Consider the following 25364-nt stretch of genomic DNA (forward strand, 5'->3'; position numbering starts at 1 on the left):
TTCTTATATGTGCTATGCACAAACAATCATCCCTGAGCATTTTAAGTGAAGAAACAAGCCATGCGGAATTTGATGACTTCAGGGAAGTGGCTTGTTATGTATTACGCCTTCTTATAGTGTCATTATTTCACACTATTTGCAATTGTACTTGCGATGTTTTGTAAATTTTCCATAGTGTATTCATTTTGGTGTGATTTCCAAACAGCACCGAAACCATCTTTTTCACCGTAGCGTGGAATTAAATGAAGGTGGAAGTGGAACACAGTTTGTCCAGCTTTTTCACCGTTATTGTTAAGTAGGTTAAAGCCAACTGGATTAAACTCTGCTTTAATCGCATTTGCGATTTTTGGAACGACAGAAAAAATGTGTGATGCGATTTCTGGCGTTAACGCAAAAATGTCTTGTTTGTGAACTTTCGGAATAACAAGAGTATGTCCTTTTGTTACTTGACTAATATCTAAAAATGCAAGCACATGTTCATCTTCGTATACTTTTGAGCAAGGGATTTGCCCGTCAATGATTTTACAAAAAATACAATTGTCTGCTGTATGATTCATTGATCTCATCCTTTCAAATATCCTTAGCCGTATTTTACCATAATTACATAAGAGAACAAACACGAAAAACAGGAAGCTGACTCAGCTTCCTGTTTTCTGAAGAGGGATTGAAAAAGCATTATCGTAATTTACGTTTCGCAGACACCTCATTTATTTAAGAAATGCACGGTAAATCGGCTAAAGTTTCTGCCGTAGACACCCCATTTTCAAGTGAAATGAATTGCAATCTTTCATAAAAGGAAATTGTTTATTTTTTAAAACAGTATATGCTCTTTCGGAGACACCCCGTTTCGAAAATGAAACAAATAATCTGGTTATGTGTAAATTTCATTGTCCAACATGGACACCCCATTTCATGATGACTTCACTATGTTGTTGTACTCATCAATTGGTGGTTGCTTTTTCAATGTGTTCCTTCTTCAATAATTATGATGTCCGCTTTCGGGAAAATATATGCTAATAAATTTAAATTTTTTTTTTGAGTACATGGATACTATGTAGTACAGCATAATTTTTGGTAAGATGAATATAGAATGAATACTAATGAAGAAAGTGGTGTCGTATGAGCGAGTTATTGCGTGTAGAAAATGTTACAGGAGGATATACGAAACGACCTGTATTAAAAGACGTTTCGTTCTCTGTTAATAAAGGCGAACTTGTCGGCTTAATCGGTTTAAATGGAGCTGGTAAAAGTACGACGATTAAACATATTATCGGTTTAATGGAACCGAAAAAAGGAACTGTCACGATTAATGGGAAAACAATTCGTGATGATATGACAGCGTACCGTTCTAGCTTTTCATTCATTCCAGAAACGCCGGTATTATATGATGAATTAACGTTAGAAGAGCATTTGAAATTAACAGCGATGGCGTACGGCGTCGATGAAAAACAATATGAAGAACGTGTAGGACAACTATTACATGAATTTCGAATGAAAAATCGTTTAAAATGGTTTCCATCTCATTTCTCAAAAGGGATGAAACAAAAAGTAATGATTATGAGCGCGTTTTTAGTTGAGCCATCTCTTTACATAGTAGACGAACCTTTCGTTGGATTAGATCCGTTAGCAATTCAATCTCTTCTTCAAATGATGGATCAAATGAAAAAGAGTGGAGCCGGTATTTTAATGAGCACACATATTTTAGCGACGGCAGAGCGTTATTGTGATTCGTTCATTATTCTGCATCAAGGTGAAGTAAGAGCGAAGGGAACATTAGCTGAACTGCAATCACAGTTTAATATGCCAGGTGCAACGTTAGATGATATTTACATCGCGCTAACAAAGGAAGAAGATTATGAATAGCACAGCGTTATGGAAAGAACGATTTCGTCACTTTCTAAAAGAAGTTCGTACATATAGTAAATACGTATTTAATGATCATTTGAAATTTATTTTCGTGTTCATCATCGGTGCGGGAGCGTATTATTACCAGCAATGGTTACAAACGTTAACATCTTCCTTTCCAACTGCGCTCGTAATGGCAGTATTAATTGGACTCGTGTTAACAGCTGGATCCATTCAAACGTTATTAAAAGAAGCGGATCTCGTTTACTTACTGCCAGTTGAAGAAAAGTTAAAACCTTACTTCACCAAGGCATTTCTTTTTACATTTATGATTCAGTTATACATAATCGCAATCGTAGCAGCTGCGCTTGCTCCGTTATACTTCCAACAAATGAAGCAAACCGGTGCTGGCTACATATGGATTGTCCTCGCATTTGTCATTGTAAAAGCGTGGAATTTATTCGTCGCGTGGGAAAAATCATTTTTAACAGATCAAAATATACAAAGAGTTGATTGGTTTATTCGTTTTATCTTAAACGGTTTATTTGTATATTTCCTTGTAGAACGTACTTCAGTTCTTGTTATTGGCGGAATCGTTCTGCTCATGGTGTTATATCTTGCTATCATGCATCAAATGGTAAAAGGAAAGCCGCTAAACTGGGAGTATTTAATTTCTGAAGAAGGTAAGAAAATGATGCTGCTGTACCGAATTGCAAATATGTTCGTTGATGTACCAGCATTAAAAGAAAGAGTATCTCGCCGAAAATGGCTGGATTTCATTCTGTCGATAATCGGCGAAAAGCGCACATATTTATACTTATATACGAGAACGTTTTTAAGATCAGGTAACTATTTTGGATTATATGTGCGTCTGCTCGCTCTTGGAGGAGTTATTCTTTACTTCATTCCATTTTTATACGGGCGATTTATCGTAAGTTTTATTTTCCTATACTTAATTGGCTATCAGCTATTAACTTTATGGAAACATCACCGCATGAAAATTTGGCTTGATTTGTATCCAGTAAAGGTAGATGAAAAGAAGAAAGATTTTCTTACTTTATTAAATGTGATTCTAATCATCGGGAGCGTAATCTTTACAGTTATATTTGCACTAGCAACGAAAGATTTCATGATGACAGGAATTTTACTTGTCGTAAGCATATTATTTAGTATCGGTTTCGTTTACCAATACGGTGCGAAGCGCATTGAACGTTTAAATTGAAGGGAATGAACCTATGATTACATATGAAGAAAAGGTTATAAAAGAACTGGAGCAGTGGAAAGCTACATTCATGAAAGATTCTTCTATGATGACACGGTTCTCAAAGAAAGTGCAGACGAAAGTACAACAGCTTATTCCGGCGAAAGTGCAAAAAGTCTTAACAGAAACGATTCGGATGATGGTGCAAACGATCAGCGCCGGATCAAACTTTATAAAGCCGAAGCTAAAAGAGACGACATGGTCACTGCAAAGACGTGATGACGAAGTGCGTAAAAAAATGGATGAGTACAAAAAAATAGCTGCGGCAGAAGGAGCAGGGACGGGGGCTGGTGGTATTTTACTCGGTCTTGCTGACTTTCCGCTTTTACTTACGATTAAAATTAAATTTTTATTCGATGCAGCAACGTTGTATGGATTTGATACAAGTAAACAAGAAGAGCGTCTTTTTATTCTTCACGTTTTCCAACTCGCCTTTTCAAGTGACAATCACAGAAAAGAAATATGGAAAGCAATTGAAACGTGGGATACAGAAAAAGAAAATCATATGGACTGGGAAAAGTTCCAAACAGAATACCGAGACTATATCGATTTAGCGAAAATGCTTCAGCTCGTACCAGTAATCGGTGCCCCGGTAGGCGCATATGCGAACTATCAATTGCTGCAAAGACTTGGAGAAGTGACAATGAATTGTTATCGTATGCGATTGCTAAATAGAAAGTAAAAAAAAGCATCCTAAATGTGTGATTTAGGATGCTTTTTTTAGAAGTTAATTTCGCTATAGCCAACTCCGACTACAATCAATATGATAAAGAGCACAATAATGGATGGAAATCCACTTTTATTATCGTGACCAGCCTCATCGCCGCCTTTATCCCGCTGTTTATGAGGGCTGATTAAAGTTTCACTTTATCAAGAACTTCCTGTGTAAACTCTTATTAACTTGCAAATTATTCAGTTTCATTTTATAATTTATTTACCGACCGGTAAGTAAAAATAAGTGAGGTACAGTATGACAAAGAATTTACAAACATCGCAAAACATTGTCGAGGCATCATTTAAACTCATGGCAGAGCACGGCATTGAGAAGATGAGCCTTTCCATGATTGCGAAAGAGGTAGGTATTTCAAAACCGGCTATTTATTATCATTTTTCTTCTAAAGAAGCGTTAGTCGATTTTTTATTTGAAGAGATTTTTTCTGATTATCATTTTGCAAATTACTTCGATAAAGAGCAGTATACGAAAGAAAATTTTGCAGAAAAGCTAATCGCAGATGGTTTACATATGCTCTCTGAGTATGAAGGGCAAGAAGGAATACTACGGGTTATCAATGAATTTATCGTAACTGCATCGCGAAATGAAAAGTATCAGAAACGATTATTTGAAATACAAGAGGATTTCTTACATGGTTTCCACGATTTATTGAAGCAAGGCGCGAGACTGGGCGTTGTGTCACAACATGCAACGGAAGAAAACGCTCATACGCTAGCGCTTGTGATCGATAATATGAGCAATTATATGCTCATGGGATTTCAGTTAAAATATAAAGAAATTTGGATTCGAAATGTGAAAAGCGTCATGAAGGAGGAGTAAAAATGAAAATGCAAAAAAACTGGTGGCTCGGTTTTCTTGGATTCATTGGAGTTTATAAAATTCCAGGCATGATAGAGGCTTTTCAAGCAGATGGAAGTTGGATGAAGTTAATCGGTTTTATTTGGCTACTTTGGTTCGGATATTTTATTCCAGAGAGGAAAGAAGATTAAATTTTAATTTTCTGTAAAGTTATGTAAAATATAGATTAAGAGTATTCGTATATTAGATTACTAGATTTGGAGTGGTTACATGGATCCATTGAAAAATGAAATTAACCCTGACATGGTCAAAGTGTGGAAAATTCGTGCTGTAATTGAAGAAGGGATCGGTATACTCGTCATTTTAGCTTACCTTTTCCTCATGATAAAGTTTGATTGGTGGGCGTGGATTTTGTATGTGATGATTGGGCTAACAGTTGTGTTCGCGCCATTTTCGTACTTCTTATTCCCGAAACTACGTCAACGTTATTACAGCTACCAACTAAATGAAGAAGAACTTGAAATTCAGCATGGTCTTTTCGTCGTAAAGCGCGTATTAGTACCGATGATTCGTGTGCAGCACGTTACGATTGAACAAGGACCAATTATGAGAAAATACGGATTAGCAGAATTACACATTTCAACAGCAGCAACTTCTCACAGCATTCCAGGCTTAACGATGTATGAAGCAGAAATGTTGAAAACGAAAATCGCAGAATTAGCGAAAGTGAGTGATGAGGATGTATAAGAGGCAGCATCCAATCACGATGTTATTAGAATTGAAAATAACAGATTTTATACCACTCATTATTTTCATGTTTAGCTTAAACGGAAAATTCCCGTTTTGGTATTTAATTCCCGCAGCATTTGGTTTACTCACCGTTTTTTCAGCATTTGAAAAATGGTATTACACAACATATTGGGTTGAAAATAACGTATTACATGTGAAAAAAGGTCTCTTCGTGAAAAAGGAGAGCTACTTAAATAAAGAACGTGTTCAAACGATTAATACAAGTTCTAACGTACTATATCAAATGCTCGGTTTGAAAAAAATTCAGATTGAAACAGCTGGTGGGGGCGATGAAGCAGAAGTTAGCTTAGCTGGTATTACGGCAGAAGAAGCGGCGGAGCTTATTGCTTTGCTAAATGAGCCAACTCCAGAAGTGAAAGCAGAAGGAACGTTAGACGAAGCAACAGAAAATGTAGTAGAAAAAGCAATTGTTACAGAGGAAAAACAAACGACAGAATATAAATTAACTTGGAAAGAGATTTTATTAGCATCTGTTACATCTGGTCAATTTGGACTATTATTCTCTTTAATCTTTTTCGTTTATCACCAAGTAGATGAGTACATTCCGAAATGGATAGAGAATGGCGTAAAGTCGTATGTAATGGAACATGATATATATGGCTGGATTTTCATGGTAGCCATTTTACTCGTTCTTTCTTGGATTATATCTACAATCGGTTACGCGTTAAAACATGGCGATTTCACAGTGAATCGAAGAAATGACGAAGTTCGCATTTCACAAGGATTACTTGAGAAAAAAGAGCTCGTACTAAAATTGCATCGTATTCAAGGTATTACGATAAAAGAAAGTATTTTACGCCAACCATTCGGTTATTGTGCTGTGCAAGTAGAAGTCATTCAAAGTGAGGGAAAAGAAGAAAAAGTTACACTGCATCCTATCATTCGAAAAAATCGAGTGCAACAGTTACTCGCCCATTTACAATTACCATACGAACTGAATGCAAACATTATTGCATTACCAAAAGCAGCATTACGCCGCTATCTCATTGATAGTTTCATTTTCTTCGCAATGCTAGCAATCCCGTTTATTGGAATAAGTATATACTCTGAAAAGCACTTCATCATGTGGGCATTAATTCCGCTCGCGATCCTCATCTTTACACTTGGATACGCAACATTTAAAACAAATGGTTACAGTGTTAACGGAGAACAAATTACACTTGTCTATCGTAGCGTCGGAAAATACACAGGACTTATTAGAAGAAGACACGTCCAATCAATGGAGAAGACACAATCATATTTCCAGCGCCGCGCGGATTTATGTACGTATAAGTTTTCTAGTGCATCATCTAGTTATAAAATAGAGCATACGAGAGTAGAAGACGCGGAGAGAATGCAGGATTGGTATAAGAAGAGAATGAGGGAGGAATAATTTGAGAAAGCTTGCCTATTATGAAGGGCAGGCTTTTTTTGTTATAAGGAAATGAGTGGTTTAAGTGATAGAGCAGTACAACTACAGCACACATGTATTAATATGTATGAAAAAAGGTAATATTCTTCTATTTTAGAGGAATCTGTGGAATTTTTGATATAAATGGTATACTAAAATATAAATAGTATTAGGAGGTTATATATGATAAGTCAGTTGAAAAGAGAAGCACTTGATGCATTAAAAGGAAGATGGGGATTAGCGGTAGGGGCAACTTTATTAATTGGAATCCTTATTGGAGCTGTTGAAATGCTAACAACAGGTATTTTTTCGATATTTTGGGGTTGGGAAGAAGCAAGTGATTCACTCACAGTAAGTATTATTGTAATGCTTGTTATTGGTCCATTAACAATAGGTGCCTATTATCTTGTTTTAAATGCAATTCGTAGGACTGATGCTCGCATTGGTCATATATTTAGATGGTTTAGCGATGGAAGTAAGTTGATGAAGTCGTTTTTAACATATTTACTAATGTATGTATACTTGACTCTATGGACATTACTTCTTATTATTCCAGGTATTATTAAATCATTTTCTTATTCTATGACATATTTTATTTTGAATGATCATCCAGAATATACAGCGAATCAAGCGATTACTGAGAGTCGTCATATGATGAATGGACATAAAATGGATTACTTTTTACTATGCTTAAGTTTCTTAGGCTGGTTCATATTAAGTATTCTTACTATAGGAATCGGTTTCTTATGGTTAGTACCTTATTTCTACTCGACATCGGCAGCATTTTATGAAGAGATTTCAAAAGAATATTATAAAAAAGAGAGCACTACTTTCTAATAAAACATATAAACTATCTACCCTAAAGAATGTAGGGAGCAGATAGCAGATGGTTTAGGTGTTTTGATATTTGTCCTATTTTCGGGATTCACTTCAGGATAAGGTATAGATTTTTATATAGAAATGCTTCCCTCTATGTTTTATCATAGAGGGTTATTTTTTTATGTAAAAATGATAGGAAATAATGAATAATATATGTAAAGAAAAAAGCGAGGTGAATGAGAGTGAGCAAATTTTTAATACCGTATTCATTTTCTATATTAAGTTTCTTTATTTCAGCAACAGCACTTGATTTATATGATAGGATGGGAAACGATAGTGAGCTGGTTTCGCCGAACATAATTGGAAAGATAATTCAATCTACTGCGCAAATGGGAGTCCTTACATTGTATTTCGGAGTACCTATTATTTTAGGTGGCTGTCTACTTGGTGAGCTATTGTTTAGAGGTATCATTTTACGATTTAAACTAAGCTATATTATATCTTTATTATTATATCTATTTTTAGCTTTTAGTATTGTTTTCGTAACGGTAGGCATTCCAACTACATATGAAGATTCTAATACATTTTTCATAGGGATAACTATGATTTGTGCTGTTACATTCTTTGTGAGTCGGAATATATGGGAAAACAAGTTAATAATGGAGTGACAAAATGAAATACACCTGTCCATGTTGCGGATATAAAGTTTCACTTTATTGGATCAGTTAGAAAACCGACTAGTGAAGATGTGAAGGATGCTAGTTGGCCGCGAATTTGTTAAGTAAAATGTTATTACTCGATTCGATGGGAGTAATAACATTTTTTATTTAATGCTGAAAGAATTACTGCCGTCTTATAAAGTAATAAGAAGGACTAATCGGTAAATTTTATTGATGGATATATTAGGAATGAATACAAAAGTATAGATGTATAGTCGACTTTGTGTATTTAATGTTATCATATTGAATGATATGGAAATTTTTAATAGAATAAGTAACTAAAAATTCAAAGGTAATGAAGCTTTTGTTGTATAAAGAAAATACTTAGTAGTAATCAACAATATTAAAAATAAGATTCGTATTTATATAAATTTAGTAGAAATGGGGTTTTAAAAAGGAATGAGTATCAGCATAACGCGGCAAAAGATTTTGGCGGCCGCTTCTCAAATTGTGCAATGTAAAGGGGTTGCTAAATTAACCTTAGAAGCAGTGGCAAAAGAGGCGGGTGTAAGTAAAGGTGGATTATTGTATCACTTTGCAAATAAAGAAGCTTTAATAGAAGGTATGATAGTCAGAGGGATAGAGGATTATGAGGGCGCTATTTACAATAAAGTAGCGGAAGACTCAGAGAGGAAAGGGAGATGGGTTCGCTCTTTTGTAGAGGAAAGATTAAGTAATGAGAGAAGAACAGAAGAGTTGTCTAGTAGTATGATGGCAGCATTCATGTTAAAACCTGAATTACTTGAGCCATTACAACAATCATTTCAGCAACTGCAAAAGAATATAGAAAACGATGAGATAGATTCAGTTTGTGCAACAATTATTAGATTAGCAGCAGATGGATTATGGTATTCGGAATATTTAGGGGTTGGCAGACTAAGCCCCGAGTTAAGAGAAAAAGTGATTCAAGCTCTTATTGATAATTCATATAAATAGAATATACGAACTATATAATACGAAAACAATTCACCATTACTTATTTAATGTAGTGGTGAATTGTTTTTTTTATTAGAAAAATAGAACAATTTTATAGAGTATTGAATTATAACCGTCCAGACGGTATAGTAATATTTGGTTTAAGAGGAAAATGAAACAAAAAAAGAATAAAAGATATTTTTAGCACACTATTCGAAAGGATAGGCCGCAAAGCTTAGAGTCTACGGTAATACATATTGGTTACTAAGATCGTCTGGTTGCACATTTTTGATGCAACCGGACGGTCTTTTTTTGTTATATAAATATAAAAAAATAGGAGGGAACTATGCAAATGAAAAGTACTAAAAGGCATATTTCAATGGTTTCATTAGTTTTTCTAGTATTATTTTCAGTGCTGAATGTGTGGGCTCCAGTTATTCAAGCTGCTGTGATGAAAAGTCCAGTGGACGAAATTAATATTTCCCGTACTGATGGCACGACATCTGAACCGTATCAAGCCTCAGATGGTATGAAAGTAGAAGTGAAGTGGTCAGCTAAAGAAAAAATAAAAAGTGGAGATCAATTCACAATTGATATGCCAAAAGAGTTTCGAAAAGACCTTATGAATATGAGTTTTCCTTTAAAAGATGCTGAAGGAAAAACAGTTGGTACATGTGAGATGAAAAAGGGTCTATTAACGTGTACTATGGGTGATTACGTAGAAGGAAAGAATAACATTAAAGGCTCTTTATTCGTAGAATTCTACTTTGGTCTAGAAGCATATGATGGTGTTAAAGAAATTCCATTAGAATTTAACGTTGATGGTCAAATCGTCAATAAAGAAGTAAGTGTAAATAATACGACAGAGAGACCGAAGCCACAGCCCAATACGGAAAATTTATTGAAATGGGGTTCTTATAATCAAGAAGATCCTTCAATTGCTGATTGGCTTGTATACGTAAATGCAACTGGAACAGAAATGCAAGATCTTAAATTAACAGATACATTAGGACCTGGGCATGAGTTAATTACAGACAGCGTAGTATTAGAAGAGGCTGTATTTGAAGATGGTTATGCACCAACAAATATTAAGCCAGCAGATTTATCTAACATTAAAATAAATGCAACGAAGACTGGATTTACAATTGAGTTTCCAGACAGTTCAAAAGGTTATATTTTAAGATATAAAACAAAGGTTACAAATCCTGCTGCAAAGCCTCATAAAAATACTGTGAAATTAGAAGGTAAAAATATTAAAACTGAAGAAAAAGTAGGACAAGTATTTGTAAGTGGTGGAGGAGGATCCGGTTCAGGTGACAATAATCCACCTAGCATTGAAAAAAATATAGTTGATGAGAATGGCAAGCTTGTAGAGAATGAGCAGTTAACACAAATGGATCAAGTTATTCAATACCAAGTTGGTACACATATACCGAACGATCCTCCTAAATACACATCTATGGTAATTAGTGATGATTTAGAAGATGTTTTAGAAGTATTAGAGGCAAAAGTGTATGATCAAAATGGCCAAGATATTACTTCTAAAGGAACGTTAAATATAGATAAACAAAGAAGTGAAGTAACATTTACGTTTGGTGAGAGTTTTGACTATAAGTCATATGAAGACCAGATAATCAATCTCAGTATCAAGGCGAAAATAAAAAATAATGCAGACTTATCTTCTTACGTAGATAAGAAGATTCCTAATAAAGCGGAATTGCATTTTGATGATAAAACATTAACATCAAAAGAAGTAACTATTACGCCGCCTGAAGCTCCAAAAGATGGTACAGTATTGATTCATAAAACAGATTCTGAGAATCCGAATAAAGGGTTAAAAGGTGCCGAATTTGAAGTTCGAAATAGTGCAAATGAAGTTGTTGCAAAACTAAAAACGGACGAAAAAGGTTTTTCAGTACCTCAAACTTTAGCTCCTGGGACGTATAAAATTTATGAAACAGTAGCACCAGAAGGATATCAAAAATTAACAAGCCCAGTAGAGGTTACACTTCAAGCTGGAGAAACAAAAACAATTGAAATTAAAAATACTATGCAAAAGGGTCAAATTGAAGTAAAGAAAATTGATTCGGAAAATGGTGAAAAACCATTGGAAAATGCAGAGTTTGATATAGTAAAAGACGGTGTAGTAGTCGAACATATTGTTACAGATAAAGATGGTAAGGCAATCTCTAAACCGTTAGCACCAGGAAAATATATTTTAAAAGAAACAAAAGCACCTGAAGGCTACCAATTAAAAGAAACAGAGTTCGAAGTAAATGTAACAGGGGACGGCATATTCCCAATACAAGTGGAAAATGCAATGGTAGACAAAGGGAATATAGAAATTACAAAAGTGGACAAAGAAAACGGGGCAGTATTAGCCGGTGTCGAATTTGAAGTCCAAGATGAGAAAGATGGCGTAGTAAGAAAAGTAGTAACAGATAAAGATGGAAAAGCAAACGTTTCAGATCTATCAGTAGGAAAGTACAAATTAGTAGAGACGAAAAGCTTACCAGGTTACAAAAATCTAGCAGAACCAGTACTATTTGAAATTACAAAAGGTATGACAAAAGCTTTATCAATAAAAGTAGAAAATGAGCAGTTAGACAAAGGCTCAGTAGAAATTACAAAAATAGATAAAGATAGTCAAAAAGTATTAGAAGGCGTAGTCTTCGAAGTGCAAGATGAGCAAGGAAAAGTAGTAACAGAAGTAAAAACAGATAAAGATGGTAAAGCAAAAATCTCAGATTTATCAGTAGGAAAGTACAAATTAGTAGAGACGAAAAGTTTACCTGGCTACAAAAAGCTAACAGAACCAGTATCATTCGAAATTACAAAAGGTATGACAACAGTCCTATCGTTGAAAGTAGAAAATGAACAGTTAGATAAAGGTTCAGTAGAAATTACAAAAGTAGATAAAGACAACAAAAAAGCATTAAAAGGCGTAGTCTTTGAAGTGCAAGATGAAGCTGGAACAGTAGTAAAGGAAGTAAAAACAGATAAAGATGGTAAAGCAAAAATCTCAGATCTATCAGTAGGAAAGTACAAATTAGTAGAGAAAGAAAGTTTACCAGGCTATAAGAAACTAACAGATCCAGTATTATTTGAAATCAAAAAAGGCATGACTGAAGTTCTATCATTAAAAATAGAAAATGAAATGGTAGATACGGGAAATGTAGAGATAACAAAGATAGATAAAGATAATAAAGCACCGTTAGCGGGAGTAACATTCATCGTCCAAGATGAAAAGGGTAATGAAGTTACAAAAGTAACGACAGATAAAGATGGAAAAGCAAATGTTTCAGATTTACCTGTAGGAAAGTATGAATTAGTAGAGGTAGAAAGTTTACCTGGTTATAAAAAGCTAGAAAAACCAGTATCATTTGAAATCAAAAAAGGCATGACCGAGGTTCTATCATTAAAAGTAGAAAATGAAATGGTGGATACAGGGAATGTAGAGATAACAAAAATAGATAAAGATAGTAAAGCTCCATTAGAAAATGTTGTATTTGAAGTACGTGATTCAAAAGGAAAAGTAGTTACGAAAGTAACGACGGATAAAGAAGGAAAAGCAAATGTTTCAGATTTACCTATTGGGAAGTATGAGTTGGTGGAAGTAGAAACACCGGCAGGATACAAACCACTAGAAAAGCCAATTTCATTCGACATTGAAAAGGGTAGAGTAACAGCATTAAAGCTAACAGTAGAAAATGAATTAGTAGATACAGGAAATGTAGAAATTACAAAAGTAGATAAAGAAAATAAAGATGTTTTAGCTGATGCAGTCTTTGAAATTCAAGATGAAGCAGGACAAGTAGTCGCTAAAATAACGACAGATAAAAAAGGAAAAGCACAAGTTACTAATTTATCAGTCGGCACATACAAGTTAGTAGAAGTAAAAGCACCAAAAGGATATAAACAATTAGTAGATTCGATTATTTTCCAAATTGAAAAAGGCATGACAAAATCTCTTGCTTTAACAGTAGAAAACGAAATGTTAGACAAGGGAAATGTAGAAATTACAAAAGTAGATAAAGATAGTCAAAAATTATTAGAAGGCGTAGTCTTCGAAGTTCAAGACGACAAAGGCAAAGTAGTAACAGAAGTAACGACAGATAAAGAAGGAAAAGCAACAATTTCAGATTTATCAGTAGGAAAGTATAAATTAGTAGAAAAAGAAAGCTTACCAGGTTACAAAAAATTAACAGAACCAGTATTATTCGAAATCAAAAAAGGTATGACGAAAGTTTTATCATTGAAAGTAGAGAACGAACTGTTAGATAAAGGTTCAGTAGAGATTACAAAAGTAGACAAAGAAAGTGGCGCGTTATTAGAAGGCGTAACATTCGAAGTGCAAGATGAAAAAGGCAAAGTAGTAACGAAAGTAAAAACAGATAAAGAAGGAAAAGCAACAATTTCAGATTTATCAGTAGGAAAGTATAAATTAGTAGAAAAAGAAAGCTTACCAGGATATAAAAAACTAGCGAAGCCAGTATCATTCGAAATCAAAAAAGGTATGATAGAAGTCTTATCATTAAAAGTAGAGAATGAACAGTTAGATAAAGGCTCAGTAGAAATTACAAAAGTGGACAAAGAAAGTGGCGCGTTATTAGAAGGCGTAACATTCGAAGTGCAAGATGAAAAAGGCAAAGTAGTAACGAAAGTAACAACAGATAAAGAAGGAAAAGCGAAAATTTCAGATCTATCTGTAGGAAATTACAAACTAGTAGAAGTAGAAAGCTTACCAGGCTACAAAAAGCTAACAGAGCCAGTATCATTCGAAATTAAAAAGGGTATGACAGAAGTCTTATCATTAAAAGTAGAGAATGAACTAGTAGATAAAGGTTCAGTAGAAATTACAAAAGTAGATAAAGATAGTAAAAAAGTATTAGAAGATGTAGTCTTCGAAGTGCAAGATGAAAAAGGCAAAGTAGTAACGGAAGTAAAAACAGATAAAAATGGTAAAGCAAAAATCTCAGACTTATCTGTAGGAAAGTACAAATTAGTAGAGAAAGAAAGCTTACCAGGTTACAAACAATTAACAGAACCAGTATCGTTTGAAATCAAAAAAGGAATGACAGAAGTTCTATCATTAAAAATAGAAAATGAAATGGTAGATACGGGAAATGTAGAAATTACAAAAATAGATAAAGATAATAAGGCACCGTTAGCAGGGGTAGTCTTTGAAGTTCAAGACGACAAAGGCAAGGTAGTAACGAAAGTAACGACAGATAAAGCTGGAAAAGCAACAGTTTCAGATTTATCAGTAGGAAAGTACAAGCTAGTAGAAGTAGATAGTTTACCAGGCTACAAAAAATTAGAAAAGCCTGTACCATTTGAAATTACAAAAGGTATGACAAAATCTTTAACGTTCACTGTAGAAAATGAAATGGTAGATACGGGGAATGTAGAAATCACAAAAATAGATAAAGACAGTAAAGCACCATTAGAAAATGTTGTATTTGAAGTACGTGACTCAAAAGGAAAAGTAGTTGCGAAAGTAACGACAGATAAAGAAGGAACAGCAACAGTTTCAGATTTATCTATTGGAAAGTATGAGTTAGTAGAAGTAGAAACACCGGTAGGATACAAACCACTAGAAAAGCCAGTTTCATTCGAAATTGAAAAAGGTAGAGTTACAGCATTACAATTGACTGTAGAAAATGAATTAGTGGATGTAGGAAATGTAGAAATTACAAAAGTAGATAAAGAAAATAAAGATGCTTTAGCTGATGCAGTCTTTGAGATTCAAGATGCAGCAGGACAAGTAGTCGCTAAAATAACGACAGATAAAAAAGGACAAGCACAAGTCACTAATTTATCAGTTGGCACATACAAGTTAGTAGAAGTAAAAGCACCAAAAGGATATAAACAATTAGTAGATCCGATTACTTTCCAAATTGAAAAAGGTATGACAAAATCTCTTGCTTTAACAGTAGAAAATGAAATGTTAGACAAGGGAAATGTAGAAGTAACAAAAGTAGATAAAGATAGCCAAAAAGCATTAGAAGGCGTAGTCTTCGAAGTACAAGATGAGCAAGGCAAAATAGTAACTGAAATAACGACAGATAAAGAAGGAAAAGCAAACGTTTCAGATCTATCAGTAGGAAAATACAAATTAGTAGAGACGAAGAGCTTACCAGGTTATAAGAAGTTAACGGAACCAGTATCATTCGAAATTAAAAAAGGTATGACGAAAGTCTTATCATTGAAAGTAGAGAATGAACAGTTAGACAAAGGTTCAGTGGAGATTACAAAAATGGCTGCTGAAAGCAAGGAAGTCTTATCAGGAGCTGTGTTTGAAGTTCATGATGAAGCGGGCAAAGTAGTAGTGAAAGTAACAACAGATAAAGATGGAAAGGCAAAAATCGCAGATCTATCTGTAGGTAACTACACACTAGTAGAAGTAGAAGCACCAAAAGGATATGAAAAATTAACTAATCCAATTCCATTTGAAATTACAAATGGAATGATAAATGCAGTTCAATTAGAAGTATTAAACAAATTGAATCATTTAGCACCACCAGTTCCAGAAACACCAGATCCAGAAAAGCCTGGAACACCAGATCCAGAGAAACCTGGAACACCAGATCCAGAGAAACCTGGAACACCAAATCCAGAAAAACCTGGAACACCAGATCCAGAGAAACCTGGAACACCGAATCCAGAAAAACCTGGAACACCAGGTCCAGAAAAGCCTGGAACACCGGGTCCAGAAAAACCGGAAAAAGAATTACCAAAGACAGGGCAGAAAATGCCTGTGGAACCATATATGGGAGCACTTCTTGTAATGATGAGTTTTGGATTACTCGTATTAGGTAGAAAACAGCAGAGATAATAAAAGTGAAAAGGTATCCTCAAAGTATTTGAGGATACCTTTTTTAACATAAAAAAAGGCATCTAGCAAAAGAACTAGATGCAAATAAAAACACTTGGGAAGACAAAATTCTTCCCGTTTCCCGTATGTAATTATATCAAAAAAATTATAAAAAACTAGTTATATTTAAAATATAATTTTAAAAAAAGTTATATACATAAATAATTGCAATACTCGCAGTTTTCTCTTTCTGAAAAATACATTTCTTTAATTTTGAATATTAAGACTAATGTTGAAAAATCTTCAGATAATTAGAAAAAATAACCAAGAGGATATATAATATTGCTTAAGAAATAGTTTTAATGGATTACATATATTTCATTTGGTGTATTAATTGAATATCATAATTTTTAATTTTATTAAGCAAGAATCTCGGTTACTTATTGCATTTCTAACATAGGGTGAGAAAGAAAAATACAATAGTGTGGAGGTTTTTATAATGACGTTTGTTCTTAGTAAAATGAGTGGCTTTAGCATAGAAGAAAAGGTACATGAATTTGAATCTAAGGGATTCCTTGAAATCTCAAATGAAATCTTTTTACAAGAGGAAGAGAATCATCGTTTATTAACACAAGCACAGTTAGATTATTATAATTTGGAAGATGATGCGTACGGTGAATGCCGTGCTAGATCTTATTCAAGGTATATAAAGTATGTTGATTCACCAGATTATATTTTAGATAATAGTAATGATTACTTCCAATCTAAAGAATATAACTATGATGATGGCGGTAAAGTTAGACAGTTCCATAGCATAAATGATAGTTTTTTATATAATCCTTTAATTCAAAATATCGTGCGTTTCGATACTGAATTTGCATTTAAAACAAATATAATAGATACAAGTAAAGATTTAATTATAGGTTTACATCAAGTAAGATATAAAGCTACTAAAGAAAGACCATCTTTTAGTTCACCTATTTGGTTACATAAAGATGATGAACCAGTAGTGTTTTTACACCTTATGAATTTAAGTAATACAGCTATTGGCGGAGATAATTTAATAGCTAATTCTCCAAGGGAAATTAATCAGTTTATAAGTTTGAAGGAGCCTTTAGAAACTTTAGTATTTGGACAAAAGGTTTTCCATGCCGTAACTCCACTTGGAACAGAATGTAGTACTGAAGCTTTTCGTGATATTTTATTAGTAACATTTTCTTATAAGGAGACAAAATGAGAGAGAATAAAATAATTATGATTTCTGGAGCCAATAGTGGTATAGGTCATGCTTGTATAAAATACTTTTTAGAAAAATCCTTTCATGTAATAGCTCTTGATATTAATAATAATAACTTAATAGATTATATGAAAACAGATATGCCTTTGAAAGTAGTGCAAATTGATTTAAGTAATAGTGAAGCGATTCATAATCTTTTTACTCAATTAGATTTAGAAAAGCTTTCTCCTGATATATTAATAAATGCTGCTGGTATTCGAGAGATAACACCTGTTTTAAATTTATCCGATGATATGTTTAAAAAAGTAATTGATGTAAATTTAGTAGCCCCATTTATACTTTCTAGGGAAGTAGCGAAGCGATGGTGTGAATCGAAAATAAAAGGTTGTATTGTGAATATAGCATCGGTTTCTGGATTAATGGCTGAACCAGAGCGAGCTGCTTATGTGGCATCAAAGCATGCCTTAATCGGATTGACTAAACAGATGGCTATGGAATTTGGGAAGCAAAATATAAGAGTAAATAGCATTTCTCCTGGTGTTATTAGAACTGAACTTACAGAAGAATACTTTAGTAATAAAGCCTTGATGTCTATGATAAAAAGTAATCAATCTTTAGATACTTGGGGGTTGCCGCAGGATATTGTTTCATGTATTGAGTACTTGATTTCTGATCAGGCCCGCTTTATTACTGGTTCTAATTTTGTAATTGATGGTGGTTGGACTGCTGGGAAAAACTTGTAGTTGAGTGTTTTTGAGGAAAAGCACCTGTCCTTTTTTAGGCTGGTGTTTTTCTCACTATAAACAGATTTTTTTATTGGAGGGGGATTAATTTGCTTCAAAAAAGTTTTAAGCAAGAGAAAACGGTACCGGCCTTAAAGATGATAGCGTCAATGGTTATCTTTGGATCAGTTGGATTTTTTTCTGTTCAAACAAACTTGCCTTCGTTTGAATTAGTGTTTGTAAGGTGTATTTTTGCGACAATATTTTTAAGTGTATGCTGGTTGCTTACAGGGCAATATAAACAAGATAAATGGGAACGAAAAGAAGTTATTCAAGTTTTAATATGTGGCTTTTTCTTAGTATTTAATTGGGTTTTCTTATTTAAAGCCTTTGAAAATATGTCAGTTACAATTGCTATCTCAGTTTATCATCTTGCACCAGTAATTGTACTGTTAATTGGAAGTATCGTCTTTAAAGAAAAATTAACATTAATATCTATCATTTCAATAATTGTGTGTTTTGTGGGAGCTTTATTAATTGCTGGTATCGATGGAAGCTTCTCTGTAGGCTCATTAATGTCTTCAGGTATGATATGGGGATTTCTTGCAGCTCTCTTTTATGCATTTACAACTTTATTTGGTAAAGGGATTAACAAAATGAGTGCGTATGCAATGACATTTTTACAAACATTCTTGGGGATATTTCTTTTAATACCATTTATAGATTTAGATGCTTTTAGTGGCCTCACTCAAAGTAATTGGACATATATTATAGCTACTGGTTTTATTCACACTGGGATAGTGTATTATCTGTTTTTTGATAGTTTACGCCATTTATCTACAAAAACAATCTCAATATTAGTTTTTTTAGATCCGGCAGTGGCAATATTATTAGATACTGTACTTACTGGATTCCGTCCAACTTTAATGCAAATAACAGGAATTCTTTTTATTTTTATTGGCATGACTTTAACATTAAAAAAATCTAAAGATAAAAAACTGAGTCAAAAAGAAAATCGAATTGAAAGCGATGCTAGTATATCTCAACAATGATGAAATATATTGTGTATAAAACGATAAACCTTGCATGAATCATGCAGGGTTTATTTGGTCTAATATAATTCATATTTATAATATATGTTTTTTAACATGCTTTTGATTCACTTATATTTATTTGACTATAAATTTACAAAAATGTATATAAAACCTTATTTTTTGATAATATATAAGTAATAAATTCATAGAATTGGAGTGATGAGATGCAGCCGTTAGAAAGGGAGATTCATTCTAATATGCTGAAAGTGTGGAGGATTCACGCTTTAATTGGGGCGGCAGTTATACTAACAGTCGTAATTGCATATTTCTTTTTCATGATTAACTTTAACTGGTGGGGGTGGTTGTTTGGACTATTAGTAACAGGAGCCATTACATTTATTCCACTTGATTATTTTGTGTTTCCAAATTTACGTCAGCGCTATTATAGTTACAGATTAAATGAAGAAGAGATTGAGATTCAAAAGGGAATGTTTGTTGTAGAACGCGTACTTATTCCGATGATCCGTGTGCAGCACGTAACGATTGAGCAAGGGCCGATTATGAGAAAGTATAATTTAGCAGAATTACACATTTCAACAGCCGCAACTTCTCATAGTATCCCAGGTTTAACGAAAGAAGAAGCAGAACAGCTGAAAAGACAAATTGGAGAACTTGCGAAAGTGAGTGATGAGGATGTATAAGAGGCAACATCCGATCACGATATTGTTAGGTATTAGGGTTGCGAGTTTGTTGCCACTTATTATTCTTGTTTTATTTAAACCTGATGAACAAGTGGAACCTTGGTATTTATTTTATCTTTTCCTTCTGGTTGTTTTATTCATCATGGCTATTTTTTCAGCAATTAAATGGTATTTTAAAGTGTACTGGATTGAGAATAATATGTTACATGTAAAGCACGGTGTTTTTGTAAAGAAGGAAAGCTATTTAAATAAAGAGCGTGTACAAAATATTAGTACGTCTTCTAACTTCATTTATCAAATGCTCGGACTCATGAAGTTAAATATAGAAGTAGCCGGTGGTGGTAATGAACCAGAAGTGATGTTGGCTGGTATTAAAGAAGACGAGGCAAAACATTTAATCTCTGTATTACATAAGAAAGAAACTACTGTAAAAGAAGAAATAGAAGAGGAAGAAAGCAAGACGGTTTATCAGTTAACAGCGAAAGAGGTTTTAGCCGCAGCGATTACATCTGGTCGGTTCGGACTAGTGTTCTCTGGACTAGTACTTCTTTACACAAAGTTTGATTTTGTTCTTCCTGAAGGATTCACAAGTAAAGTAGAAGCGTATGTGATGGGAAACGGTGTTTATAAACTAATTGTAATTGCATTAATTTTAATGGCAATTTCATGGATTATTTCCACGGCTGGATATGTGTTGAAATATGCAAACTTTAAAATTGGGCGAAAAGGGGAAGAGATTCGTATCGTTCAAGGATTATTTGAAAAGAAAGAGTTTGTCTTAAAATTGCACCGCATTCAAGCGATTACTGTAAAAGAAGGTATGCTTCGCCAGCCGTTTGGCTATTGTGCTGTTGAAGTGGAAGCAATTCAAAGTATTGGAGCAGCAAGTAACGAAGTAATGTTGCATCCATTTATGAAGAAAAAAGATGTACAGCACCTGCTCACATATTTAGAGTTACCTTATGAAATCGAAGCGGAGATCGTTCACTTACCAAAAACAGCGTTGCGTCGTTATTTCATTATGGGCTGGTTAATAAGTATCATACTCACAGTTCTAATTGCCAGCGTGAGTATATATTTAAAACGATATATTGCGTTGTTTGTTATTTTACCGTTATTTATCGTGTTTTTGTTACTTGCGTATGCTAGATATAAAAGTGGTGGTTATGAATTAAGAGAAAATCAACTAACGGTTGTATATCGTAATTTTTCGAAATATACAGGAATAATGCGAAGAAGACATGTTCAAGCAGTAGGTTATAATCAATCGTATTTTCAAAGAAAAGATGAATTATGTACAACTCTTGTAGCGGTAGCCGGGCGCGGTTATGAAGTAAAGCATATGAGAAAAAAAGATTCGCTTCGTATATATAATTGGTACAAAGAAAAAGGAAACACCGGTGTGTAATGGTGTTTCCTTTTTGTCATTAAATCGATATCTTTAGTCGAATCGTTGATATATTTCAAGATGTGATAGATAAATTGAAAAAATCGTTGATATATTCAAAGGTATGATAGATATATTCGAAAAACCGTTAATATAATTTCACGTACTGTCAGTGTTTTATCACTTTTTAATTAAACTAACACATCAAAAGTAGTCACGAACGACGGACGAGAGAAAATACTCTTTTGCTGTTCGGCATGTGGATGCGCCTGTGCCTGTGCTTGTCCTTCTGCTTGTGCAGGACGTTTTTTATGAGCGTTTTCGAATGAACGTGATTCTGTCCAGTCTTTAAAGTTTTGCTCCGTTTCCCACATCGTTAAGATGACATATGTATCGTTACTTAATGGGCGTAGAACACGGATCGCTTGGAATCCTGGTTCGTTTTCAATAAGGCCTGCACGGTTTTTAAAACGGTTTTCAAATACTGGGCGACCTTCGTCTGTTACAGAAATATTGTTACAAACGATATAGCCAGGTTGTCCTTTAAATTCACCGACAGCATCTAGTACGTCATACTGAAGTGAGCCTTCTACAGATTCTTCTGTATTTTCTTTATAAAACATATTTTTCTCATCATTTTTTGCAGTGAAATGTGATTGTTCTAGAGGTGTTTCGTATGAAATAATAGCCTTCATTTTAATGCCCCCTTAATAGTTTGTTTCTATTATATCAACTCTCTTAAAAAACTTCGAAGATTATATACATAAAGATACTTCTTTTTCAAATAATAAATGTACCATCATTTGGAAAGAAGGCCGATGTATGAAGAAAGTAAAGTGGACTTTATTAGGTGGCGTCGCAACGTTTATAGTAGCGATTGTACTCTATAAACTTATCGTGTTAGCTGGTGGCTATATGATGGATGAAAAGCAGCTCGTTTTCCACTCTTCATCACGTATCGTTGACCAGAAAGGGAAAGAAATTACGAAATTATACGTAGAAAATAGGGAGCTCGTACCGATCGAGCAAATTCCGAAGTATGTGCAGCAGGCGTTTGTTGCGGTGGAAGATTCTCGTTTTTATGAGCATCAAGGAATTGATTATCCGTCTATATTCCGTGCTCTTTATAAAGATACGTTAGCTGGAGAAAAGCTAGAGGGCGGTAGTACCATTACGCAGCAACTCGCTAAAAATGTCTTTTTAACTCGTGAAAAAACATTTACGCGCAAATTGAAGGAAGTCGCAATTTCTCTTCAATTAGAGCAAAAATATACGAAGCAACAAATTCTTGAAATGTATATGAATCATATTTATTTTGGTCATGGGGCTTACGGTATTCAAGCAGCAGCAAAGCTGTATTTTAATAAAAATGTTGAGGATTTAACAGTAGAGGAAGGGGCAATGCTTGCAGGTCTTCCGAAGTCACCAAACGGATATTCACCGTACTACTCTGCAGAGAAGAGTAAGGAACGCCGCGATCTCGTGTTGTCACTTATGCATAAACAAGGCTATTTGACTGCAGAAGAAAGCGTTCGTTATCAAGGGAAGATAATTGCTCTATATAAAAACTTAGATGAAAATGAGCTTGCATATATGCCGTATATTGATATGGTCATAGATGAAGCCGCTCGTTTATACGGGTTGTCTCATCAAGAAGTACTTCGCGGAGGATATACGTTTGTCGTACCTATGGATGAAAAAATTCAAAAGGTAGCGTATAACCAGTTTCAAGATGCAAGGAATTTTCCTGGGAAAGAAGAGGGGGCTCAAGGTGCATTTTTATTAATGGATAATCGTACGGGAGGGATTAAAGCGGCGATTGGGGGAAGAAAGTACGTCCCGAGAGGATTTAATCGTGTTTTTGCCAAAAGGCAGCCCGGATCTGTTTTAAAACCACTTATCGTTTATGCACCAGCACTAGAAACGAAAAAGTATAATCCGTATTCTTTATTAACGAATGAAAGAAATTCTTTTGAAGGGTATGAACCTCGAAATTATAATCATGAGTATTCAAAAGAAATGACGATGTATGATGCGATTTTAGAGTCGGCAAACGTACCAGCAGTTTCTCTATTAAATGAGTTAGGGGTAGAAGAAGGAAAACAATATTTAGAAAAAGGAAATGTTCATATTGCAGATGCTGGTTTAAGTACAGCACTTGGCGGATTGAAAAATGGTGTTTCAACATTTGATCTTGTAAAAATGTATCGTTCATTTTTAGCGAATGGCAATATTATTGAGCCGCACGTTATTGATAAAGTATTAAATAGACACGGTGCAGTCATTGGGGAATCACCGAAAGTAGAGACGAAAATTTTTTCGAAACAGACGGCATGGTATATGACGAAAATGTTAGAAGGAGTTGTGAAGGAAGGGACAGCGAGAGCAGGTGTATATAACGGTGCGTTAGCTGGAAAAACGGGTACAACTTCATTGCCAAATGACGATAAGGGAGCAAGAGATATGTGGTTCGTCGGCTATACACCGAACTTAGTAGGCGCTGTTTGGATTGGTTATGACCGTACGGATAAGGAACATCAGTTGCAAGGAGAAAGTGCATCTGCGACAAAATTGTTTAAGAAAATTTTAACGAAGGCTAATGTAGAACATAAAGAGAAGTTTATGAAGCCTGAAGGTGTGGAAACAATCGGTGCTCCGATTCGGCTGCGTAGAATTGAAGATGTAAAAATGAAACTATCATTTAGCCCTTTCGGTTTATTTAAAGCAAAATTAAGTTGGACGCCACTTCCAGATAACAGAATTATGTACCGAATCTATAGAGTGGAGAACGGAATTCATACGCATGTTAGCACTGTAAATGGTGCTGGAGAATATGAGGAAAAGTTCGTTAACATATTTTCAAAACCGAGCTTTTACGTTGTACCATACAATACACAAACGAATCGCGAAGGAGAAAAGTCAAAAGTAGCTAAACCATAGTTTTTCTCTGTGTTATAATAAGAATGTTGTGAAAATAGTAAGCGTTTTTACGAATGTTTGTGTCAATTTAATGAACAACGTACATAATATTATGCATTTTGTTTTTACAAGCTGTATAGTAAAAAAAGATAAATATCGAACGTATTCGAAGCATTGGTAAGGAAGGGAGCAAGGGTCTTGGTAAGAACTATAAATGAGACATTTTTAAAAGCATGTAGGGGGGAACGTACCGATTATGTACCAGCATGGTATATGCGTCAAGCAGGTCGTTCACAGCCGGAATATAGAAAGATTAAAGAAAAGTATTCTTTATTTGAAATTACACACAATCCAGAGTTATGTGCTTACGTTACAAAATTGCCGGTTGATCAATATAACGTAGACGCAGCAATTCTTTATAAAGATATTATGTCACCACTACCTGCAATTGGTGTGGATGTAGAAATTAAATCAGGTATTGGGCCAGTTATTGATAACCCAATCCGTTCTTTACAAGACGTAGAAAAACTAGGGGAAATTAATCCGGAAGATGACGTACCGTACATATTAGATACAATTCGTTTATTAACGACAGAAATGTTAGACGTACCGTTAATCGGTTTTTCAGGGGCTCCATTTACATTAGCGAGCTATATGATTGAAGGCGGTCCATCTCGTAACTACCATAATACGAAAGCGTTCATGTATGCAGAGCCGAAAGCTTGGTTCGCTTTAATGGATAAGCTAGCAGATATGGTTATTACATATTTAAAAGCGCAAATTAACGCAGGAGCAAAAGCAGTTCAAATTTTCGATTCTTGGGTTGGAACAGTAAATGTAGCAGATTACCGCGTATTTATTAAACCAGCAATGGAGCGTATTTTTGCAGAAGTTCGCCCTATGGGTGTACCGATGATTATGCACGGCGTAGGAGCTGCACACTTAGTGAATGAGTGGCACGATTTACCGCTTGATGTAGTCGGCTTAGACTGGCGTTTACCAATTGAAGAAGCACGTGCACGCGGCGTTCATAAGGCGGTACAAGGAAATATGGACCCTTCATTCTTACTTGCGCCATGGTCTGTTATTGAAGAACATGTAAAAGGTATTTTAGATCAAGGGATGAAAGAGCCTGGTTATATCTTTAACTTAGGACACGGTGTATTCCCAGAAGTAAATCCAGATACATTAAAACGTTTAACTACATTTATTCATGAATACTCTAAAGGGCAGTTAGCGAAGTAAAGGAGAATTGCT

Annotated in this window: 21 protein-coding genes and 1 riboswitch; of the genes, 18 read left to right on the forward strand and 3 right to left on the reverse strand. The window is 34.5% G+C overall.

Going from position 1 to position 25364, the window contains the following annotated elements:
• Positions 1-122: 122 nt before the first annotated feature.
• On the reverse strand, positions 123-557 hold the full coding sequence (locus tag CN409_RS10995) for an HIT family protein (RefSeq protein WP_001016835.1): 435 nt from the start codon (positions 555-557) through the stop codon (positions 123-125).
• Positions 558-1119: 562 nt separating this feature from the next.
• Here CN409_RS10995 and ecsA point away from each other — a divergent pair.
• The 3 genes from ecsA to ecsC are packed head-to-tail and all read left to right on the forward strand — an operon-like array spanning position 1120 to position 3788.
• On the forward strand, positions 1120-1863 hold the full coding sequence (ecsA, locus tag CN409_RS11005; protein ID WP_001292597.1) for an ABC transporter ATP-binding protein EcsA: 744 nt from the start codon (positions 1120-1122) through the stop codon (positions 1861-1863).
• Positions 1856-3067, forward strand: a complete 1212-nt coding sequence (gene ecsB / locus CN409_RS11010) for an ABC transporter permease EcsB (RefSeq protein WP_001089123.1) — start codon at positions 1856-1858, stop codon at positions 3065-3067. Before ecsA ends, ecsB begins: the two co-directional genes overlap by 8 nt.
• A gap of 13 nt (positions 3068-3080) precedes the next feature.
• Positions 3081-3788 carry an ecs operon protein EcsC gene (ecsC, locus tag CN409_RS11015; protein WP_000634144.1) on the forward strand — a complete coding sequence of 236 codons (708 nt, stop codon included), beginning with the start codon at positions 3081-3083 and terminating at the stop codon, positions 3786-3788.
• Positions 3789-3826: 38 nt separating this feature from the next.
• Here the strand turns inward: ecsC and CN409_RS31425 are convergent, their stop codons facing one another.
• Positions 3827-3961, reverse strand: coding sequence for a YjcZ family sporulation protein (locus tag CN409_RS31425; protein ID WP_141527705.1), 135 nt, complete (start codon positions 3959-3961; stop codon positions 3827-3829).
• Between the two features lie 115 nt (positions 3962-4076).
• Here CN409_RS31425 and CN409_RS11020 point away from each other — a divergent pair, with 115 nt between their 5' ends.
• The 13 genes from CN409_RS11020 (at position 4077) to CN409_RS11080 (ending at position 21209) form a co-directional block, all read left to right on the forward strand.
• Complete coding sequence (locus tag CN409_RS11020; protein ID WP_000164836.1) at positions 4077-4658, forward strand: TetR/AcrR family transcriptional regulator; 582 nt, start codon at positions 4077-4079, stop codon at positions 4656-4658.
• Between the two features lie 2 nt (positions 4659-4660).
• The gene (locus tag CN409_RS31795) at positions 4661-4828 is read left to right on the forward strand and encodes a hypothetical protein (RefSeq protein WP_000783816.1); all 168 of its coding nucleotides are present in this window, start codon (positions 4661-4663) and stop codon (positions 4826-4828) included.
• Between the two features lie 79 nt (positions 4829-4907).
• On the forward strand, positions 4908-5384 hold the full coding sequence (locus tag CN409_RS11030) for a PH domain-containing protein (protein ID WP_000371368.1): 477 nt from the start codon (positions 4908-4910) through the stop codon (positions 5382-5384).
• Entirely contained in the window at positions 5377-6819 is a 1443-nt protein-coding gene (locus tag CN409_RS11035) for a PH domain-containing protein (RefSeq protein WP_079245155.1), read from the forward strand. The genes CN409_RS11030 and CN409_RS11035 overlap by 8 nt, the downstream gene beginning before the upstream one ends.
• Before the next feature lie 201 nt (positions 6820-7020).
• Entirely contained in the window at positions 7021-7674 is a 654-nt protein-coding gene (locus tag CN409_RS11040) for a DUF975 family protein (protein WP_000625404.1), read from the forward strand.
• A 224-nt stretch (positions 7675-7898) separates the two neighbouring features.
• Positions 7899-8324, forward strand: coding sequence for a hypothetical protein (locus CN409_RS11045; RefSeq protein WP_002083032.1), 426 nt, complete (start codon positions 7899-7901; stop codon positions 8322-8324).
• Positions 8325-8774: 450 nt separating this feature from the next.
• Entirely contained in the window at positions 8775-9311 is a 537-nt protein-coding gene (locus tag CN409_RS11050) for a TetR/AcrR family transcriptional regulator (RefSeq protein ID WP_000028014.1), read from the forward strand.
• A gap of 172 nt (positions 9312-9483) precedes the next feature.
• Positions 9484-9576: riboswitch (cyclic di-GMP riboswitch) on the forward strand.
• A 60-nt stretch (positions 9577-9636) separates the two neighbouring features.
• Entirely contained in the window at positions 9637-16128 is a 6492-nt protein-coding gene (locus tag CN409_RS11055) for a SpaA isopeptide-forming pilin-related protein (RefSeq protein ID WP_098217797.1), read from the forward strand.
• Between the two features lie 478 nt (positions 16129-16606).
• Positions 16607-17344, forward strand: coding sequence for a 2OG-Fe dioxygenase family protein (locus tag CN409_RS11060; protein WP_000144818.1), 738 nt, complete (start codon positions 16607-16609; stop codon positions 17342-17344).
• Entirely contained in the window at positions 17341-18087 is a 747-nt protein-coding gene (locus CN409_RS11065; protein ID WP_001208943.1) for an SDR family NAD(P)-dependent oxidoreductase, read from the forward strand. Before CN409_RS11060 ends, CN409_RS11065 begins: the two co-directional genes overlap by 4 nt.
• An 89-nt stretch (positions 18088-18176) precedes the next feature.
• Positions 18177-19118: a DMT family transporter gene (locus CN409_RS11070; protein WP_000939629.1), complete on the forward strand. Its 942-nt coding sequence runs from the start codon at positions 18177-18179 to the stop codon at positions 19116-19118.
• Positions 19119-19324: 206 nt separating this feature from the next.
• A complete protein-coding gene (locus tag CN409_RS11075; protein WP_001182720.1) occupies positions 19325-19801 on the forward strand; it encodes a PH domain-containing protein in 477 nt (158 codons plus the stop codon).
• The gene (locus CN409_RS11080; protein WP_000278154.1) at positions 19794-21209 is read left to right on the forward strand and encodes a PH domain-containing protein; all 1416 of its coding nucleotides are present in this window, start codon (positions 19794-19796) and stop codon (positions 21207-21209) included. The genes CN409_RS11075 and CN409_RS11080 overlap by 8 nt, the downstream gene beginning before the upstream one ends.
• A gap of 170 nt (positions 21210-21379) precedes the next feature.
• Here the strand turns inward: CN409_RS11080 and hmoB are convergent, their stop codons facing one another.
• Entirely contained in the window at positions 21380-21883 is a 504-nt protein-coding gene (gene hmoB / locus CN409_RS11085) for a heme-degrading monooxygenase HmoB (protein WP_000644095.1), read from the reverse strand.
• Between the two features lie 127 nt (positions 21884-22010).
• Here hmoB and CN409_RS11090 point away from each other — a divergent pair, with 127 nt between their 5' ends.
• Together CN409_RS11090 and hemE are read left to right on the forward strand one after the other, a co-directional pair.
• Positions 22011-24128: a transglycosylase domain-containing protein gene (locus tag CN409_RS11090; RefSeq protein ID WP_000756277.1), complete on the forward strand. Its 2118-nt coding sequence runs from the start codon at positions 22011-22013 to the stop codon at positions 24126-24128.
• A 177-nt stretch (positions 24129-24305) separates the two neighbouring features.
• A complete protein-coding gene (gene hemE, locus CN409_RS11095; RefSeq protein WP_000252608.1) occupies positions 24306-25352 on the forward strand; it encodes a uroporphyrinogen decarboxylase in 1047 nt (348 codons plus the stop codon).
• Positions 25353-25364 lie beyond the last annotated feature (12 nt).

This window comes from Bacillus sp. AFS012607, assembly GCF_002558005.1.
In the GTDB taxonomy this organism is placed as follows: Bacteria; Bacillota; Bacilli; order Bacillales; family Bacillaceae_G; genus Bacillus_A; species Bacillus_A thuringiensis_S.